This is a genomic window from Neorhizobium sp. DAR64860/K0K1 (assembly GCF_050500205.1).
Taxonomy (GTDB): domain Bacteria; phylum Pseudomonadota; class Alphaproteobacteria; order Rhizobiales; family Rhizobiaceae; genus Neorhizobium; species Neorhizobium soli.
The window spans coordinates 998951-1014155 of the sequence record NZ_CP191458.1; the positions used below are offsets into that span (position 1 = coordinate 998951).

At 60.3% G+C, this 15205-nt stretch carries 13 protein-coding genes and 1 tRNA gene; 9 read left to right on the forward strand and 5 right to left on the reverse strand.

The window, feature by feature from the left end; all coding sequences use genetic code 11:
- Window positions 1–191 precede the first annotated feature (191 nt).
- Genes ACQY1J_RS04460 through ACQY1J_RS04480 form a run of 5 tightly spaced genes read left to right on the forward strand, consistent with a single transcriptional unit; the run spans window position 192 to window position 4411 of the window.
- A complete protein-coding gene (locus ACQY1J_RS04460) occupies window positions 192–1553 on the forward strand; it encodes an NAD(P)/FAD-dependent oxidoreductase (RefSeq protein WP_430249572.1) in 1362 nt (453 codons plus the stop codon).
- Window positions 1550–2365 carry a DUF1365 domain-containing protein gene (locus tag ACQY1J_RS04465; RefSeq protein WP_430249573.1) on the forward strand — a complete coding sequence of 272 codons (816 nt, stop codon included), beginning with the start codon at window positions 1550–1552 and terminating at the stop codon, window positions 2363–2365. Before ACQY1J_RS04460 ends, ACQY1J_RS04465 begins: the two co-directional genes overlap by 4 nt.
- Window positions 2352–3584 (forward strand): class I SAM-dependent methyltransferase, encoded by a 1233-nt coding sequence (locus ACQY1J_RS04470; protein ID WP_430249575.1) that lies wholly within the window; start codon window positions 2352–2354, stop codon window positions 3582–3584. The genes ACQY1J_RS04465 and ACQY1J_RS04470 overlap by 14 nt, the downstream gene beginning before the upstream one ends.
- The gene (locus tag ACQY1J_RS04475) at window positions 3577–3957 is read left to right on the forward strand and encodes a DUF2147 domain-containing protein (protein WP_430249576.1); all 381 of its coding nucleotides are present in this window, start codon (window positions 3577–3579) and stop codon (window positions 3955–3957) included. The genes ACQY1J_RS04470 and ACQY1J_RS04475 overlap by 8 nt, the downstream gene beginning before the upstream one ends.
- Before the next feature lie 37 nt (window positions 3958–3994).
- Entirely contained in the window at window positions 3995–4411 is a 417-nt protein-coding gene (locus tag ACQY1J_RS04480; protein ID WP_062454982.1) for a DUF2177 family protein, read from the forward strand.
- A gap of 50 nt (window positions 4412–4461) precedes the next feature.
- On the opposite strand, the gene ACQY1J_RS04485 is transcribed toward ACQY1J_RS04480, so the two are convergent.
- Window positions 4462–7164, reverse strand: a complete 2703-nt coding sequence (locus ACQY1J_RS04485; protein ID WP_430250030.1) for a DNA translocase FtsK — start codon at window positions 7162–7164, stop codon at window positions 4462–4464.
- A 209-nt stretch (window positions 7165–7373) separates the two neighbouring features.
- Here ACQY1J_RS04485 and paoA point away from each other — a divergent pair, with 209 nt between their 5' ends.
- Genes paoA through paoC form a run of 3 tightly spaced genes read left to right on the forward strand, consistent with a single transcriptional unit; the run spans window position 7374 to window position 11179 of the window.
- Window positions 7374–8021, forward strand: a complete 648-nt coding sequence (gene paoA / locus ACQY1J_RS04490) for an aldehyde dehydrogenase iron-sulfur subunit PaoA (protein WP_062454375.1) — start codon at window positions 7374–7376, stop codon at window positions 8019–8021.
- Window positions 8018–8968 (forward strand): FAD binding domain-containing protein, encoded by a 951-nt coding sequence (locus ACQY1J_RS04495; RefSeq protein WP_430249577.1) that lies wholly within the window; start codon window positions 8018–8020, stop codon window positions 8966–8968. Before paoA ends, ACQY1J_RS04495 begins: the two co-directional genes overlap by 4 nt.
- Before the next feature lie 3 nt (window positions 8969–8971).
- Window positions 8972–11179, forward strand: coding sequence for an aldehyde oxidoreductase molybdenum-binding subunit PaoC (paoC, locus tag ACQY1J_RS04500; protein ID WP_430249578.1), 2208 nt, complete (start codon window positions 8972–8974; stop codon window positions 11177–11179).
- A gap of 56 nt (window positions 11180–11235) precedes the next feature.
- Here paoC and ACQY1J_RS04505 read toward each other — a convergent pair whose 3' ends face one another.
- Window positions 11236–11634, reverse strand: coding sequence for a hypothetical protein (locus ACQY1J_RS04505; protein ID WP_062577462.1), 399 nt, complete (start codon window positions 11632–11634; stop codon window positions 11236–11238).
- A gap of 252 nt (window positions 11635–11886) precedes the next feature.
- On the opposite strand from ACQY1J_RS04505, the gene ACQY1J_RS04510 reads away from it, so the two are divergent.
- Entirely contained in the window at window positions 11887–12651 is a 765-nt protein-coding gene (locus ACQY1J_RS04510) for an EAL domain-containing protein (protein WP_430249579.1), read from the forward strand.
- A gap of 82 nt (window positions 12652–12733) precedes the next feature.
- Here the strand turns inward: ACQY1J_RS04510 and ACQY1J_RS04515 are convergent, their stop codons facing one another.
- From ACQY1J_RS04515 to ACQY1J_RS04525, 3 genes are all read right to left on the reverse strand, one after another.
- Window positions 12734–13426, reverse strand: coding sequence for a hypothetical protein (locus ACQY1J_RS04515; RefSeq protein WP_430249580.1), 693 nt, complete (start codon window positions 13424–13426; stop codon window positions 12734–12736).
- A 382-nt stretch (window positions 13427–13808) separates the two neighbouring features.
- A tRNA-Leu gene (locus ACQY1J_RS04520) sits at window positions 13809–13893 on the reverse strand.
- Window positions 13894–13975: 82 nt separating this feature from the next.
- Window positions 13976–15205, reverse strand: a complete 1230-nt coding sequence (locus ACQY1J_RS04525; protein ID WP_430250032.1) for a GNAT family N-acetyltransferase — start codon at window positions 15203–15205, stop codon at window positions 13976–13978.

The window sequence follows — 15205 nt, forward strand, 5'->3', positions numbered from 1 at the left end:
CCTCGAACGTAGAAAGCCCGACACGTTCTTTGTGTCCCTCTACGGCTGACATAGCCAATCAGTTTCATGGGCTTGGAAAAAATGTCGCAAAAAGAAGTGATATTGCGTGAAACTCTCTATCTCAATCTCTCGTAATGATTACAGAGCCCACAGGGCAGGTGATCGATTGCTTTGGGAGCTGGGGGAATTGTATGCCATTTCGTGAGACGCATAGGACCTCGGGACGTCGACGCATCGCAGTTGTCGGCAGTGGAATATCCGGCATGTCCGCTGCATGGCTTCTGGCCAAGGCCCACGATGTTACCATGTTCGAGGCAGCCGATCGTATCGGCGGCCACAGCCATACCGTGGATTTCGACGCATCGGGAAGAACCGTTTCCGTCGACACCGGCTTCATCGTCTACAACGAGGTGACCTATCCTAATCTGACGGCGTTGTTCCGTCATCTGGATGTTCCAACCACGGCCTCCAGCATGTCCTTCGCCGTCTCGCTCGACGATGGCGGTTTCGAATATTCTGGTGGCACAGGGTTCGGACTGTTCGCCCAGAAGTCCAACATCGTCAGCCCACGCTTCTGGTCGATGATGCGCGATCTCGTCCGCTTCTACCGCAATGCTCCCCGTGATCTGTCGACGATGGGCGGTTTGTCACTCGATGACTACCTCGACCGACATCACTACGGACGGGCGTTCCGCGACGACCATCTCTACCCGATGGCGGCTGCGATCTGGTCGATGCCCGCGGGTAAGGTGGGTGAGTATCCCGCGGTCAACTTCGTCCGTTTCTGTGGCAATCACGGGCTGCTCGAACTCTGGAACCGTCCGATCTGGCGCACGGTGACGGGCGGAAGCCGGGAATATGTGGATCGCCTGACAGCTGACTTTCGCGATCGCATTCGCCTGTCGACACCCGTCCAGGCGATCAGGCGAACCGGTGGCGGTGTTGAAATTTCCACCGGACCGGACGGATGGCAGGCATTCGACGAGGTGGTGATCGCCACCCACGCAGATCAGGCACGTCGTCTTCTGTCGGACGCTGATGACCACGCGACACGCATTCTGGGTGCCTTCCGCTATTCCCGCAACGAGGCGATTCTGCACAGCGACCAGAGCTTCATGCCGAAGCGCAAGGGCGCATGGTCCAGCTGGAATTATTCGGCAAAGACCGGCGAGGCGCAGGTCCAGCCTGCCATCACCTACTGGATGAACAAGCTGCAGCCGCTTGGCGATGCGCCGCCGACCTTTGTGACACTCAATCCCCCACGTCAGCCCCGCGAGGACGCCGTCATTCGGCGCGAGATCTACGAGCATCCGATCTTCGACATGGCAACCGAACGGGCACAACGGGAAATCTGGTCGCTTCAGGGTGTGCGCAACACATGGTTCTGCGGCGCCCACTTCGGCTCGGGCTTTCATGAAGACGGCCTCCAGGCAGGCCTGGCGGTCGCGGAAGATCTTGGCGGCGTTCGGCGTCCCTGGAAGGTCGCCGAGGAAAGCGCCCGGATCGTGCGCCGGCCGCTCGGTGCTACCGTTCCGATCGAGGTCACGGCATGACGGCTTCGTTTCGGTCGGCGCTTTATCCCGGTCATGTCACGCATGCACGCATGCGGCCGAAAGAGCATCGGCTGGCCTACAGGATCTATTCGCTGCTGATCGATCTCGATGAGCTCGACGCGCTTGATCGCGGCCTGAAACTGTTTTCCGTCGACCGGTTCAATCTATTCTCGTTTCGGCAAAGAGATCGCGGCGACCGCTCGGGATCCGATCTTCGGGGCCAGATAGAGCAATGGATGCGCGCCGCAGGGCTCGAGCCTGATGGCGGGTCGATCAAGCTTCTCACCATGCCGAGAATACTCGGCTGGGCCTTCAATCCGCTCAGCATCTTCTTCTGCTACGGACGCGATGGCGCGGTGAAGGCGATCCTGTGGGAAGTGGATAACACATTCGGGGAACGCCATGGCTACCTCATCCCGGCCGATAATCGTGTCGGCGGCGAGATCGTCCAGCACTGCGACAAGGCATTTTATGTCTCGCCGTTCATGGACATGGACCAGCGCTATACCTTTCGCGTGACGCCGCCGTCCGAACGGCTGTCGATCAAGATCGATACATTCGATGCCGAGGGGCCAATGCTGACTGCCCGTCATCTCGCCCACCGCCGTGATCTGACAGACCGGGCGCTTCTGAAGGCCTTCTTCGCCATTCCCTTCCTGACGCTCCGGGTCGTCGGCGGCATCCATTGGGAGGCACTGAAAATCTGGCTCAAGGGCGTGCGTTTGCGCAAGCGTCCAAAGCCACCGGAAAACCCCGTCTCCGTCACTCCTGCTGTTCCCCTACGCAAAGTGGAAATCCATGAGCCAATCTGACGAATTCACCTCCGTAACGACCGATCGCACACCCGGAGCTGGCGTTGCCGGCTTCGGCGCGCGCGTCGTGAACCGGCTGCTGAGCGGTATCCGCTACGGTTCCATTCGCGTTGTGCTGCCTTCCGGTCGCACCATAGAGATGGCCGGGCCGGAAAAAGGGCCGGACGCCGTTATCGTCATCAAGCGCTGGCGGATGCTGAGCCGCGTTCTGCATGCGGGCGACATCGGCTTTGCAGAAGGATATCTCAAGCAGGAATGGACGACACCTGATCTTACCAATGTGATCCGGTTTGCGGCACGCAATCGGCATGGGCTGACGCTTGCGACCCATGGGGGCTATCTCGGCCGGATCGCGGTTCGCCTGTCGCATCTTCTCAACGCCAATACCAAGCGCGGCAGCAAACGCAATATCGAGGCGCATTACGATCTCGGCAACGAGTTCTACGCTGAGTGGCTAGACCCTTCGATGTTCTATTCCTCGGCGCTCTACGAGCATCAGGGACAGTCTCTCGAAGATGCCCAGCGTCAAAAACTCGAGCGTATCCGCGAAAAGCTCGCCATGAGCCACGGCGACAGCGTGCTGGAGATCGGCTGCGGCTGGGGCGCTCTCGCGTTGGATCTCGCACAGAACGTCAATGCCCGGGTCACCGGCCTTACTCTTTCTCCTTCGCAGCTGGCCTTTGCAAACGAGCGCATCCGGCAGGCCGGCGTGGAAGGGCAGATCGATCTCCGACTGCAGGACTACCGCGATACATCAGGGCAATTCGACCGGATCGTCTCGATCGAGATGTTCGAAGCGGTCGGAGAGGCCTATTGGCCAGCTTATTTCGACACCATCCGTCGCTGTTTGAAGCCCGGTGGCCGTGCGGTTCTGCAGGTGATCTCGATCAACGAGGACCGCTTCGATTCCTATCGGCGCAATCCGGATTTCATCCAGAAATATGTGTTTCCGGGAGGATTTCTTCCCTCGGACAGCGCGTTCACGGCAGCCGTTGAGAAATCCGGGCTTGTCGTGAGCGACATCGAACATTTTGGCGCGTCCTATGCGCGGACGCTGGCCGAGTGGCGGACGCGGTTTCACGCCGCCTGGCCGAAGATTGCGGAACTCGGTTTCGACAGCCGTTTCCGTAGGTTGTGGGACTACTACCTTTGCTATTGCGAGGCTGGCTTCGAGGAGGAAGCGATCAATGTTGGCTTCTATACGATTGAACATGCGTAATCTGGGTTTGCGCAGTGGTGCTGTCGCCGCACTCTTGTCACTGTCGGCAGGGCCGCTTCTTGCCGCTGATCTGGACGGCAAATGGGCTCGCGGAGACGGCAATGCCAAGGTCGAGATTGCGCCTTGCGGCGCCCAGATCTGCGCCACCAACACATGGATCAAGCCCGGATCGGGAAGCGAGAAGGCCGGCGACAAGTTGGTCATGACGATCGACCGGACAGCGGACGGATCCTATTCCGGTACCGCCTTTGATCCGCAACGCAACATGACGTTCAAGATCACGGTCGTTGTCGCGGAAAAGAAGATGACGACGAAAGGCTGCGTTGCTGGCGGTATTCTTTGCCGTGCCGTCAACTGGTCCCGCATCGACTGACACAGAAAGAGGGAACGAACCCATGGCGAAGATCTCGCTGAAGACGCTGGCTCTTGCCTACATCACCACGTTCATCGTGTTCGGCGCGATAGACTCCGTCTGGCTCAGCACGATGACAAGCCTGCTTTACCGGCCGGTCATGGGCGACATGCTTCTGCCGAGTTTCCGTCTCGCGCCTGCCGTGATCTTCTACCTTCTCTACATCGGCGGACTGACGCTGATGGCAGTGCGTCCGGCCCTGATTGCAGGCGGTGTTGGAGCAGCGGTGCGGCAGGGAGCGGCGATCGGGTTCATGTCCTACATGACCTACGATCTCACCAACCATGCGGTCATGAAGAACTGGTCGACGCTGCTTTCCGTGGCCGACATCATTTGGGGAACCTTGCTTTCGGGTCTCGCCAGCGGTCTTGCCACCTGGATCGTTCTGCGGTTCTTCAGAACAAAACACCACTAAGCGTTTCGAAAACAATATGGCCGGGAAATCCCGGCCATATCTTTGAGCTACTACTGTTCAGGCTCTTCGACCGCGGTCGGCTGACCGCGCTGATCGAGAATTTCGCGCTTGCCCACATGGTTGGCCGGTCCGACCAGCCCATCCTTCTCCATGCGTTCGACAAGCGATGCGGCCCTGTTGTAGCCGATCGACAGGCGGCGCTGGATGTAGGAGGTCGAGCACTTCTTGTCGCGCATGACGACCTTGATCGCCTGCTCATACATCTCGTCCCGGTCTTCCTCGCTGATCGCGGACCTGTCGAAGACAGCCTGGTCTTCCTCCTCGACCTCTTCGCCCTCTTCGTCTTCCGTGACGCTGCCGAGATAGAGCGGCTGACCTTGCGTCTTCAGATGCGCAACGATGCGCTCGACTTCCTGGTCCGACACGAAGGGACCGTGAACGCGGGCAATGCGTCCGCCGCCCACCATATGCAGCATGTCGCCCTGACCGAGCAGGTTTTCGGCGCCCTGTTCGCCAAGGATCGTACGGCTGTCGATCTTGGACGTCACCTGGAAGGAGATACGGGTCGGGAAGTTCGCCTTGATCGTACCGGTGATGACGTCGACCGAAGGCCGCTGCGTCGCCATGATCAGGTGGATACCGGCAGCACGCGCCATCTGCGCAAGCCGCTGGATCGCACCTTCGATCTCCTTGCCGGCCACCATCATCAGGTCGGCCATCTCGTCTACGATGACGACGATATAGGGCAACGGCGTCAGGTCCATGTCCTGCTGCTCGTTGATCGGCTCGCCGGTCTGACGGTCGAAACCGACCTGGACGCTGATCGAGATGACCTCGCCGGATGCGGACGCGGCCGCCACACGGGCGTTGAAGCCGTCGATATTGCGAACGCCAAGACGCGACATCTTGCGGTAGCGGTCCTCCATTTCGCGCACCGCCCATTTCAGCGCCAGAACCGCTTTCTTGGGGTCGGTCACGACAGGGGTGAGCAGATGCGGGATACCGTCATAGGCCGACAGTTCGAGCATCTTCGGATCGACCATGATCAGCCTGCACTGGTCCGGCCGCAGACGGTAGATCAGCGAGAGGATCATCGTGTTGACCGCGACCGACTTGCCCGAACCGGTTGTGCCGGCGACGAGCAGGTGCGGCATCTTTGCAAGCTCGGCGACGACGGGTTCTCCGCCGATCGTCTTGCCGAGGCAGAGCGGAAGCCGGAAGCCGGTACCCGCATAGGTGCCGCTTTCGATCAGCTCACGCAGGTAGACGGTTTCGCGCACGGGGTTTGGCAGTTCGATACCGATCACGTTGCGACCGGGAACGACAGCCACGCGGGCCGAAAGCGCTGACATCGAGCGGGCGATATCGTCCGAAAGGCCGATGACGCGGGAGGATTTGACGCCGGGTGCCGGGGCGAATTCGTAGAGCGTCACGACAGGGCCGGGACGAACGTCGATGATCTCGCCGCGAATGCCGAAATCTTCGAGCACGCTTTCCAGAAGCCCGGCGCTCTGTTCCAGGCTTTCCTGGCTGACGGGGCTGATCTGGTCGTCCACCGGTGCCTGCAGCAATTCGATCGACGGGAACTCGTAGTCGTCGGACGCATGCAGCGGTTCGGTGTTGAACGGCCGGATCGGAGAGATCGCGCGGGTGGCCATGACAACCTGCCGCGTCGACTTTACTGGCACAGCGGGGGCGACCGCAGGCGCCGGGGCCTCGATGACGGTCTCAGCGATGACGGGCGCAACGAGAACAGGCTCAGGAATGACAGGCTCAGGAACGACCGGAGCAGCAGCAGCGATGACGGGCGCATCCTCCACTGGAGGCCCCACCGGATTTGGCGCAGCATCGTGGCCGGCCTGGCGCAACGTGATCGAACGATAGAGATCAAGCGGCGACGGCCCCACCGGAATTTCTTCAACCAGACGTTTGGTCAGGGTCTCGATCGGCTGGCGAATGACCGGCGCCCTCAGGGCAACCCGCACAGGTTCGGGCCGGACCGGCTGTTTCGGATAGGTCGGGAGCGGACGCTGAGCAACGAACACAGGTCTCTGCTCGACCTTTGGCGGGGGAGGCGGGGTCAGCGCGAACTCTTCGCCGGTTGCCTCTCCAAGGCTCATCACCTCGAAGAACAGATGATCCGGCAGGTTGGCGATCGGAGACTGTCTTTCAGTGCTAATCACGGGAGCATCAATCACTGCTTCAGGCTGCGGCGGCGCAACTGCGACCAGCACCGGTTCAACGGTTTCCCTGGCAAACGTGGCCCGGCGTTCCCTCAGCGCCTGATCGAGAGTGCCGACGAGATTGCGGGCGCCGGGTTCAGGCGACAGGAAGCTGGCGATAGAGGTCGACAGCGCGTCGCCGTCATGTCTTTGGGTGAAAGTAATCTCGGAAATCTCCTGAACGGCTGGCGCCGCCATAGAGGGAATGACAGCCTCGGGGACGGCGTGGGAAGCGACGGCTTCGCCCTCCGCTTCCGGGCCGGAGGGTGCCCCACGCCTGGAGATGGTCTTCTCCGGCGTGCGGGTGAAACGAACGGTCGGGCCCAACATGAAGGCCTTCTGCCAGTCCGGCAGCGCCTCGATCTCGTGGGCCTGCATCTGGACTGTCGACACGATGTCGCAAGCCACCTGTTGCCCCGCATTCGGGGGCTCAGGCGGATTTATGGGGTGAGAGTGGCCGGTATCCGGCAGTTCGGAAGCCTGGGCTTCCAGCTTGTCAGTTTCGCGAAATTGCGGGCCTGTGAGACGCATTGCCACCAATGAAACCATATGAACAAATCTGGGACACGAACGTCCTTGGATATAAAACAAACATTAACCATGCGTTGCCGGCGCCGATAAATCGTCGAGCGCGGTGATGGCCTGTGACAAAAGGCGCCGGTGAAATGGTCTTTGGGACGGAACAGACTCGGGCAGTTGGTGGTTATTGGGTCAACTGTAGTCGTCAAGATGGAGCCCCCATGTCGAGTCCGAATTCGTTTGAAATGTCACGACGGGATCTTCTCGTCGCAACCGCTGCCGGCTCTGTGGCCGTGGCAAATAGCAACAGAGCTGCAAATGCGCAGGCGGCAACACCGCCTCCTCGGCCGGGGACGGCGACGTCGCGGGTGGGTTTTGTCGTCAATGGCACACGCCAGGATCTCGATCTCGACAACCGCACGACCCTGCTCGACGCGTTGCGTGAGAACCTGCACCTGACCGGCACCAAGAAGGGTTGCGATCACGGCCAGTGCGGCGCCTGTACTGTCATGGTCGATGGTCGCCGCATCAATTCGTGCCTGTCGCTTGCCATCATGCACGAGGGCTCCGAGATCACCACGATCGAAGGCCTTGGCACACCGGACGAGATGCATCCGATGCAGACGGCATTCGTCAAGCACGATGGCTTCCAGTGCGGCTATTGCACCCCTGGGCAAATCTGTTCCTCCGTCGCCGTTCTTGAAGAAATCAAGGCCGGCATACCGAGCCATGTAACGGAAGACCTGACCGCCCCCACGCAGGTTTCCGAGATGGAAATCCGCGAACGTATGAGCGGCAATATCTGTCGATGCGGGGCCTACCCGAACATTGTTGCGGCTATCACGGAAGTTTCGGGGAGGCAGGCATGAAACAGTTTACTTATGAACGCGCCGCATCACCGGCTGAAGCTGCGTCCAAGGCCGCCAACAACCAGAACGCCAAGTTCATCGCGGGAGGCACCAACCTCCTCGACCTGATGAAGCTAGAGATCGAATCACCGACCCATCTCATCGACGTCAACGGTCTCGACCTCGACAAGATCGAGCAGAGTGAAAACGGCGGCGTCCGGATCGGAGCGCTCGTGCGCAATACGGATCTCGCCTCTGACGAGCGCATCCGCCGCGACTACGGCGTGCTTTCGCGCGCACTTCTCGCAGGCGCATCGGGTCAGCTTCGTAACAAGGCAACGACGGCCGGCAACCTGTTGCAGCGGACGCGCTGTCCTTACTTTTACGACACCGCCCAGCCTTGCAACAAGCGCAAGCCCGGTAGCGGCTGTTCCGCCATCGGCGGCGTGACCCGCCAGCTGGGCGTGATCGGCGTCAGCGATGCCTGCATCGCCACCCACCCCGGCGACATGGCAATCGCCATGCGTGCCCTCGACGCAACCGTTGAGACAGTCAAGCCCGATGGCGCAACACGCGCAATCCCGATTGCAGACTTCCACAAACTGCCCGGCGATACGCCCGAGATCGAAACCACGCTTGAGCGCGGCGAGATCATCACGGCCGTTACGCTGCCGGCGCCTGTGGGTGGAAAGCACCTGTATCGCAAGGTGAGAGACCGTGCGTCCTATGCGTTCGCTCTTGTGTCGGTTGCCGCGATCATCCAGCCGGATGGCACCGGTCGCGTTGCGGTCGGCGGTGTGGCTCCCAAACCATGGCGCGTCGAAGAGGCGGAAGCCGACTTGCCGCAGGGGTCCAAGGCCGTGATGGCCAAGGTCTTTGCAGGCGCAAAGCCAACCGAAGAAAATTCGTTCAAGGTGACACTGGCGGAGCGCACGCTCGCCGGCATCCTTGAAGAAACCAAGGGGTAAGCCATGCTATTCGATCGTCCCGCCACGACCAATCCCATCGACCAGATGAAGGTGGTCGGCCAGCACATCACGCGTATCGACGGCCCTAAGAAGGTCACCGGCACGGCGACCTATGCCTATGAATGGAACCACGCCAACCTCAATGTTGCCTACGGCTATCCCGTAGGCGCCGGCATCGCAAAGGGTCGGATCAGCTCGATGGATATCCAGGCGGCCCGCAACGCTCCGGGCGTTCTGGCTGTCGTCACGGCTGAAACGGCTGGCAAGCTCTCCAAGGGCAAGATGAATGCGGCCAAGCTTCTCGGTGGCCCCGAGATCTCGCATTATCACCAGGCCATCGCCGTCGTCGTCGCTGAAACCTTTGAGCAGGCTCGCGCCGCAGCGAGCCTCATCAAGGTGGATTACGTTCGCGCTCCCGGTTCCTACGATCTGGAAGCAGCGAAGGACACGGCCAAGAAGCCGGAGGGCTCCGAAGGTGAAGACGCAGACACCTCTGCCGGCAACTTCGACAAGGCGTTCGCCGAGGCAGCGGTCAAGTTCGACCAGACCTACACGACACCCGACCAGTCACATGCGATGATGGAGCCGCATTCGTCTCTTGCCATGTGGGACGGCGACGAAGTTACGGTCTGGACCTCGAACCAGATGATTGCCTGGAACAAGTCAGAAATGGCGATCACGCTCGGCATCGATCCGGAGAAAGTCCATATCATGTCGCCGTTTGTCGGCGGTGGTTTCGGCTCAAAGCTTTTCCTCCGGTCGGATGCGGTGCTTGCAGCGCTTGGTGCGAAAGCGGCGGGACGCCCCGTCAAGCTTGCGCTTCCGCGTCCCTTCGTGATGAACAACACGACGCACCGCCCGGCAACGATCCAGCGCATCCGCATCGGCACCACGCAGGAAGGCAAGATCACCGCGATCGCCCATGAAAGCTGGAACGGCAATCTGCCGGGCGGCAGCCTGGAGACCGCCGTGGCGCAGACCCGCCTTCTCTACGCCGGCGAAAACCGGATGACCTCCATGCGGCTTGCGGCACTCGATTTGCCCGAAGGCAACGCGATGCGCGCACCGGGCGAAGCGCCGGGCCTCATGGCGCTTGAAATCGCCATGGACGAACTGGCTGAGCGGCTCAACCTCGACCCCGTCGAGTTGCGGATCATCAACGATACGCAGGTTGATCCGGAAAAGCCTGAACGGAAGTTCTCACACCGTCAGCTGATCGAATGCCTTCGCACGGGTGCTGAAACCTTTGGCTGGGACAAGCGCAACGCCGAGACGGGTCGCGTCAAGGACGGACGCTGGATGGTCGGCATGGGCGTTGCGGCAGCGTTCCGCAACAACATGAACATGAAGTCTGGTGCTCGCGTGCGGCTCGATTCCGAAGGTGTCGTGACTGTCGAAACCGACATGACGGATATCGGTACGGGCAGCTACACGATCATCGCCCAGACCGCGGCCGAAATGATGGGCGTAACGATCGACAAGGTTGCCGTAGAGCTCGGCGATTCCCGCTTCCCGGCGTCGTCGGGATCGGGCGGACAGTGGGGCGGAAACAGCTCCACCGCAGGCGTCTATGCCGCATGCGTGGCGCTGCGGGATGCGATCTCGCAAAAGGTCGGCTTCAACTCCGCAGATGTCACTTTTGCGGACGGCCAGATCCGTTCCGGCAACCGCAGCATTGCTCTCGCAGAGGCAGCTGGCAAGGACGGTGTCGTTGCGGAAGATACGATCGAGTATGGCGATCTTGCAGAAGAGATGCAGCAGTCGACATTCGGTGCCCATTTCGTCGAGGTCGGCGTCGACATGTACACGGCTGAAATCCGCGTTCGGCGCATGCTGAGCGTCTGTGCAGCAGGGCGCATTCTCAACCCGATCACGGCCCGCAGCCAGGTCATCGGTGCGATGACGATGGGCGTCGGCGGCGCCTTCATGGAAGAACTGGCCGTCGACAAGCGTCGCGGCTTCTTCGTCAACCATGATCTCGCCGGCTACGAAGTTCCTGTCCATGCCGATATTCCGCATCAGGATGTCATCTTTCTCGATGAGACGGATCCGACCACTTCGCCGATGAAGGCAAAAGGTGTTGGCGAACTCGGCCTTTGCGGTGTGGCGGCAGCGCTTTCCAACGCCGTGCACAACGCAACCGGCGTGCGTATCCGGGATTACCCTGTCACGCTCGACAAGCTGCTGCGGGACATGCCGCAGGTCGGCTGATCCGCTCGGCATCGTTATGCAAAACTCTGGCCGGAGCATCCACAGATGCTCCGGCCTTATATTTTTAGAACCTCGTCGCGCCAGAAGACGATAACATAGCCGCCGCGTGCTTCAGCGTTGGATGCCCATGCCTTGAACTGCGGCATATAGGGCGGATGACGCCACAGATCGGGATAGTCGGGATCGGCAAGGACCGTAATCTGCTGTCCTTCCCCATAGACCATCAGGTGGGATCTTTGAGGAGCCCACTCGTCGCCCAGTCCTTCGCGCGTTAGCCAATGGCACACGAAGTCGCGGCAAAGCATCGGTCGATCCTGGTAGATGGAGCAGCCTTGTCCGGCAACGCAGTGCCTGCACCACTCGTCCGCAGGCTTGTTGAGATCATCAATGTCCGGCAACCGGCAGCAAAGGGTGCAGGTTCCGCACGCGCGGCCCTCGACAATGGCTGGTGTCATTCTTGCGATACGCTTCCTGCGTCTTGGGGATACCCCCGGTCTGCGACCTTCAAACAGTTTCGTTCAAGAGCCGCACGCGATTGAAGAGGCTGCCGGATCCAGAGTTGGGTGCGGGAGGCCGCAAAACGGCACCGCCCGGATATCACCGCAGGGGTGTGTGACGCAAGAAAAGCGCTTTGGTTTCGACGCATGCGGGAAACGGAAGTTTAATCGATGAGCCTTAAGTCTGATGCAAACGGAGATTTTTCCATAATGACGACGAGTTGCCAAGGCTGCCGCGACGGCGCAGCATTCGAACTACCGTTCTCGATGGCATTCCAGCCGATCGTCGACATCGCAACAGGCAAGATTTTCGCCCACGAAGCGCTTGTTCGCGGTCTAAACGGAGAAGGTGCCGGGTCAGTTCTATCGCAGGTGCAGGCCGACAACCGCTATGCGTTCGATCAGCAGTGCCGGGTCAAGGCGATCGAACTTGCCGCGCAGCTCTACGACCCCGCTGACGACGTGAAACTGTCGATCAACTTCATGCCGAACGCCGTCTACGAACCGCGGGCGTGTATCCGCCTGACGCTTGCCACGGCCATGAAGACGGGTTTTCCGCTTGATCGCATCATCTTCGAGTTCACCGAGAACGAGGAGTTGGATACCAAGCACATCCTTCACATCCTGCGGACATACCGGGATATGGGCTTCAAAACTGCGATCGACGACTTCGGTTCAGGCCACTCCGGCCTCGGCCTCCTCAGTCATTTCCAGCCCGATATCGTCAAGCTGGATATGGACATGATCAGAGGGATCGACACCGATCCGGTCCGGCGCACCATCGTCAAGCACACGTTGCGGATGCTCGAAGAACTCAACATCGTGCCGCTCTGCGAAGGCGTCGAAACCGTCGGCGAAATGTCGGCCCTGCGGGACCTGGGCGTGTCCCTCATCCAGGGCTACCTGCTCGCCAAGCCAAGCTTCGAACACCTCGCCATCCCGGCTTCCGCGAAGGCGATGCTTGCTGCTGCGTGATGGGCGTGTGGGTGGCCGAGTTGCTGGCGCGGTGAACAGAGGTCCGCTGCATTTGGTGCTCATCTTAGAGGAAAATTGCGTTTTACTCTTCCAGTCTGAACTTGAAGCCGCGCATTGGTATCCAGTTAGCCGCCAATCGCGGCCAAGCGCCGATGAAATATCTGTATTTCGCAGCAGTTTCTTCCGGGTAGGTGGAATTGACGGCCGTGTTAAAGGCGATAGCTTGTACCACCCTGTACGCAGGTGGCGCGTCGGCAAAGATCCGCTGCAGCCTGCCCTTGAGGGTACGCAGATCCGTAGCGCTGCATTCGCTTTCCTCGTAGTCAGCGAGCACGTGATGATAGCGGACACGGAGCGCGCGATGATCGCGCGCTCCGCCCGATGGGTCTAATACCAGAAGAATGACGCCGGACAGCGCAGATACAATCACATACCAGACAGCGTCGATGGGGATCAAATCCGAAATCGATGCTATCGCGCTCGTCCCAAGGAACACCTGCAGTCCGGTAAGGAAACGAGAGAGACGCGCGAGCGCCTGCTCTCTGATCGCATGGTAAGCGATTTGCTCACGCAAGCCGAACTGAAGTTTATGGCGCTCTACTTCGGCTTGCTCGGCGGAGGCGGTGGAGGAGCGAAGTTCGTGTCGCTCCTCTGCCCTCCTGTATCCCGGTTCGGTACTGGTACGGGCCGTGGCGGCGGAGGTGGCGGAGGTGGCGGAGGTGGCGGAGGTGGCGGAGGTGGCGGAGGTGTCTTCCCGCCCTTCGTTGCCTGCCATGTCGATGACTCCATTCGAATTGCTCCCCGGTCCCTGGTTTTGTCGAGGGGTTACGTGGATCAACGCGTTGACACGTCTCGATACGTCCCCGGGTTGTTGTCTCGCAAAAATTCACGTTACGCAAGAGGTCGAGTGATAACGACAGGAGGCTGCGAAAAGTCTAATTTGAACACGTGAGGGTGATAGCCTGCGAGCGGAATGTAACGCTCCAGATCATTGCTATAGGACCAGGCAATCAGAATCCAACAAGTACCTTGCGGGAAGCGTCTTAAACTTCGAAGCTGGTTGCAGAACAAATCGAGGTCGAACTTTCCCCGCACCTAAATCCGAGTGCGAAGAAAACTGCGAAAAGCTGAATGAAATCAACGCTCTCTAGAGCGAGTGGTGCCCCATGCCGGAATCGAACCAGCACTCCTTTCGGAACTCGATTTTGAGTCGAGCGCGTCTACCAGTTCCGCCAATGGGGCACGGAGGGTATGGTGAAGGCCTCTAACATGGCCTCGGCGGCGGATGCAAGAAGAACTATTCGGATCGCTGCAAACCGCGATGTCAGGCATTGCGTCCGGCAATCGCCAGGATCTTTTCGCGCAGCAGACGCGCCATGTTGCGGGTGTTGCGGTAGAGGTGAAGCTGTGTCGCCACCTGTCTCACGTCGCGGTCGCTGTTGCGGGCAAGGCCGATCACCAGCGTTCCCATTTCCTCGCGCTCTTCCCATAGCCTGCTCATGATCGGATGGTCGGGCACGGCGCAGCTGTCGGTGCGCAGGATGTTGGCATCGTCCAAGTGCCAGTCGGTCAGCTTCATGACCAACAGCTTGCCGGGTGAGAAGCGGCTGAGGCTCTCGTCATAGGCGGTCTTCCAGGTATAGGCCTCGCCGGCCATCAAGAAGATCACGATCGAGGCGATCGCGCGGCCGTCGAGATTGATCGTGTGGATGCGCACGGCGTCCACTTCGGCAAGATTGGTGATCGCTTCGCGAGCAAAGGCTGCGCGGTAACGGTCGTTGATCAGGGCCGAACGCTTGCGGCCTTTCCAGCCTGTCGATTCAAGCGCCAGGAATTCCTCCATCCGCTGGCGCACCTCTTCCGGCTGACGGGCGACGGCGTATTCAAGCCTTCCCAGCTGTCCGAGCTTTCGCCACTGGCGCTGCATCTCGCGGTAATGGTGCGGCGAGACGGAGGCTTTCATATAGGTTTCGCCGTCCTGAAGGCTTTCCAGCATCGGCCGGCGGAAGCTGTCGGTGACGGCAACGGGCAGGTCGCGGCCGATGGCAACGGCGCGCGCAAGCTGGGCAAAGCGGCCGCCTAAGCGCACATCGGGCAGAACAAGAACGGAGGGAAGTTTTGCTTCCCGGGCAGTCAGGGCCTCCAGGAGGTTGTCGATGGTTTCGGCCGCATCTTCGGCATCCACCAGTGGCGTACCGAGCGGACCGAACGGATTGGACCAGACGCGGATGATCGGAGCACCCATGGCAAAGCCTGGTTTCTCCACGGTAAACGGCATCAAAAGGCGAAGGCGGCTATGGCTTTCGCCTTCGTCACGGATAAGCGCCAGTCTCACCTGGCGGTCATCGATGCGCGGCATGGCGGGGGCAAGAAGCCGCGCCGAGAAGAAGATGTTGGGTTCCATCGCGCGGTGAGACAAAAATTCGAGTTCTTCCTGCAGATCGTAACCGAGACCTGCCGGATAGAGGCAAAATTCGCGGCCGGGCCGGCCGATTTCTACCCGTGTATCGGCATCCGGGCGGTCTGCACGAAGACGCGACGCGACGTTCGGCAT

Coding starts and splice junctions, on each gene's coding strand:
- ACQY1J_RS04505 (WP_062577462.1), bottom strand. CDS start 11,634: ATGACACCAGCCATTGTCGAGGGCCGCGCGTGCGGAACCTGCACCCTT.
- ACQY1J_RS04460 (WP_430249572.1), top strand. CDS start 192: ATGCCATTTCGTGAGACGCATAGGACCTCGGGACGTCGACGCATCGCA.
- paoC (WP_430249578.1), top strand. CDS start 8,972: ATGCTATTCGATCGTCCCGCCACGACCAATCCCATCGACCAGATGAAG.
- ACQY1J_RS04475 (WP_430249576.1), top strand. CDS start 3,577: ATGCGTAATCTGGGTTTGCGCAGTGGTGCTGTCGCCGCACTCTTGTCA.
- ACQY1J_RS04485 (WP_430250030.1), bottom strand. CDS start 7,164: ATGCGTCTCACAGGCCCGCAATTTCGCGAAACTGACAAGCTGGAAGCC.
- ACQY1J_RS04495 (WP_430249577.1), top strand. CDS start 8,018: ATGAAACAGTTTACTTATGAACGCGCCGCATCACCGGCTGAAGCTGCG.
- ACQY1J_RS04470 (WP_430249575.1), top strand. CDS start 2,352: ATGAGCCAATCTGACGAATTCACCTCCGTAACGACCGATCGCACACCC.
- ACQY1J_RS04465 (WP_430249573.1), top strand. CDS start 1,550: ATGACGGCTTCGTTTCGGTCGGCGCTTTATCCCGGTCATGTCACGCAT.
- ACQY1J_RS04525 (WP_430250032.1), bottom strand. CDS start 15,205: ATGCCGAACGTCGCGTCGCGTCTTCGTGCAGACCGCCCGGATGCCGAT.
- ACQY1J_RS04515 (WP_430249580.1), bottom strand. CDS start 13,426: ATGGCAGGCAACGAAGGGCGGGAAGACACCTCCGCCACCTCCGCCACC.
- paoA (WP_062454375.1), top strand. CDS start 7,374: ATGTCGAGTCCGAATTCGTTTGAAATGTCACGACGGGATCTTCTCGTC.
- ACQY1J_RS04510 (WP_430249579.1), top strand. CDS start 11,887: ATGACGACGAGTTGCCAAGGCTGCCGCGACGGCGCAGCATTCGAACTA.